Source organism: Pleomorphomonas sp. JP5, from assembly GCF_023721815.1.
In the GTDB taxonomy this organism is placed as follows: domain Bacteria; phylum Pseudomonadota; class Alphaproteobacteria; order Rhizobiales; family Pleomorphomonadaceae; genus Pleomorphomonas.
The window spans coordinates 1289210-1291810 of record NZ_JAMDLI010000008.1 but is presented as its reverse complement, the minus strand read 5'-3'; the positions used below and the strand labels follow the sequence as shown (position 1 = coordinate 1291810).

The window sequence follows — 2601 nt, the reverse complement described above, 5'->3', positions numbered from 1 at the left end:
CGGACGACGCCGTCGATGTAGTCGGAGTTCCAGTGGACGCCGATGTCGGGCGCCGCCTCCAACTGGTCGCCGCGGAACGCGACGACCTCGAACACGCGGTCGGCGACCAGGCCGAGCGTCAGTTGACGCTCGTCGAGGGTGATGTCGACCACCAGCACGCGAGTGTTGGGGGTCGGGACCGTGCGGCTGAGGCCGAGCTTCAGCCTGAGGTCGATCACCGGCACGCCCTGTCCGCGCACGTCGCGCAACCCGATCAGGTAGTCCGGGCCGTTCGGGATGCGGAAGCTCTCCTCATGATCGAGGATCTCCCGCACCACGGCGACGGGGACCGCGAACACCTCGCTGCCGAGCGCGAAGGTGACGTACTGGGTCTCCGAAGAGCGAGCCGTCATGGTCAGGCGCTTTCCCGGAAGTCGGCGTCGTCGTCGTCCGGTCCGCTGCCGAGCGCGAAGGTGACGTACTGGGTCTCCGAAGAGCGAGCCGTCATGGTCAGGCGCTTTCCCGGAAGTCGGCGTCGTCGTCGTCCGGTCCGCCCATGTCGAGGTCGAGCGCAAAGCCGCGTACCGCCTCCTGCTGGGCTTTCACGGTCGGACGCGTCATGCCGGAGCCATTGATTTTCCTGCCGGTCGAGGTGGGCTTCTTGGCAGGCGTGATCCCACGGGCGGCGGCCGACCGGTTGCCTCGTCCCGGCACCTTGCTCTGAGCGGCCTTGGAGCCCGCGACGGCGTTGTCGACGCGGAAGAAGGCGATCGAGGCCTGCAGTTCCTCGGCCTGGGCGGCCAGTTCCTCGGATGTCGCCGACATTTCCTCGGAGGCGCCGGCGTTCTGCTGCGTCACCTTGTCGAGCTGCTGGATCGCCTGGTTGATCTGGGCGGCGCCGATATCCTGCTCGCGGCAGGCGGCGGAGATCTCCGACACCAGTTCGGCGGTCTTGCGGATATCCGGCACCAGGCGGTTCAGCATGTCGCCGGCCTGCTGGGCGGACGCAACGGTGTCGACCGACATTTGCGAGATCTCGGTGGCGGCGGCCTGCGACCGCTCGGCGAGCTTGCGCACTTCCGAGGCGACGACGGCAAAGCCGCGACCATGCTCACCGGCGCGGGCCGCTTCGACGGCGGCGTTCAGGGCCAGAAGGTCGGTCTGGCGGGCGATCTCCTGGACGATGCCGATCTTCTCGGCGATGGTCTGCATGGCAGCGACAGCTTGGGTGACGGCCTGACCGGAGGTCTCTGCGTCCTTGGAGGACTGACGGGCGATCTTCTCGGTCTGGGCGGCGTTGTCGGCGTTCTGCTTGATGTTGGAGGCCATCTCTTCCATCGACGAGGAGGCTTCCTCGGCCGACGAGGCCTGCTCGGTGGCGCCCTGGGCGATCTGCTCGGAGGCCGACGACAGCTGCTGGCTGCCGGCCGACACGTTGTCGGACGCGACCAGAGCATCGCTCACAACCGAACGAAGACGCTCGACCATGGTGTCCACAAGACGGAGCATGTCGCCGATTTCGTCATTGGGAAGCTTCTCGGCCTTCCAGGTCAGATCCCCATCGGCCACCCGGCCCATCACGTTGCCGGCATTGCGCAGGCTGCGACTGATCGATATCGACATCAGCACGGCGACGGTCAGGGAGAACAAGGCGACGAACCCGATGCAACCAAGCAGCAGACTGCGCGAGGCCAGGTAGTCGTCGGATGCCTCTTCGTCGGCCGCATGGAGATTGGTGCTGATGTCGGCCGCCATCTCGTCGAGAAGATCGTAGATGGAGTAACTCAGATCCAGAGCCTTGCCCATGCTCATCGTCGAAGCGCGCAGGTCGGCGTCATCGGTGTTGAGGGCGGCAAGGTCGAGTATTTGCCCGGACAACGGCGCTCGCTCTTCGAACAGCGGCTTGAACTTGCCGATTTCGGCGACCACCACCGGATTGGTTGAGGTCGCGATCTTGTCGCTCACCTCGCGAATCTTTTGGTTGCTCTGCTCGATCTTCTTTCGGAAGGACGTGACCTGCGCAAAGTCGCTGCTCATCACCGCGTTCTTCTCGTTTCGGACGACGCCGTTGAACTCGTTGGTGAGCATGCGAATGTTGTCGAGGTCGACGGTTGGCCCGTTGACGATGTGAGCGATCGCAGTGTTGAGGCCCGACAGGTCCTTGACGGCGAGTCCTGCCATCGCGCCCGTCAGCACGATCACGAACCCGAAGGCGAGGCCCAGCTTCGCTTTGATGGTGATACGCATGAAATTGATCCCCTATTTCGCTTGGGCGAACTCGGTTTGGTCTCTTCGGTCGGCAGGAGCTCCCCAGTCCTTTTCGGTGTCGACGGCGTCAGCGCGAAATAGGGCTTGGTCCCGGGCGAGCTAACCATGCTGCTTCTAGGTAGAGAGGCGGGCGGCGAGAAACGCCGCCCCGCTTGTTCAGGCGACGGCTCGGTTGGTGTCCTTGCCGCCGAGGGCGGCGAGGTCCTTGGCGGTCAGGAGCCTTCCGAGGTCGATGACGACGACGAAGCCCTGATCGCGACGGACGACGCCGTCGATGTAGTCGGAGTTCCAGTGGACGCCGATGTCGGGCGCCGCCTCCAACTGGTCGCCGCGGAACGCGACGACCTCGAACAC

The 2601-nt window shown here is 65.0% G+C and carries 3 protein-coding genes; all 3 read right to left on the bottom strand.

The window, feature by feature from the left end; genetic code table 11:
• The coding region (locus tag M4J40_RS17065; protein ID WP_251755585.1) for a chemotaxis protein CheW at window positions 1-392 on the bottom strand (392 nt) is incomplete at its 3' end.
• A 97-nt stretch (window positions 393-489) separates the two neighbouring features.
• The gene (locus M4J40_RS17060; RefSeq protein WP_251755584.1) at window positions 490-2226 is read right to left on the bottom strand and encodes a methyl-accepting chemotaxis protein; all 1737 of its coding nucleotides are present in this window, start codon (window positions 2224-2226) and stop codon (window positions 490-492) included.
• 177 nt (window positions 2227-2403) lie between these two features.
• A partial coding sequence (locus tag M4J40_RS17055) for a chemotaxis protein CheW (RefSeq protein WP_405030737.1) occupies window positions 2404-2601 on the bottom strand: 198 nt, incomplete at its 5' end.

Bases quoted from the DNA above. Each gene is read 5' to 3' on its own strand.
- M4J40_RS17060 (WP_251755584.1), bottom strand. From the start codon at position 2,226: ATGCGTATCACCATCAAAGCGAAGCTGGGCCTCGCCTTCGGGTTCGTG.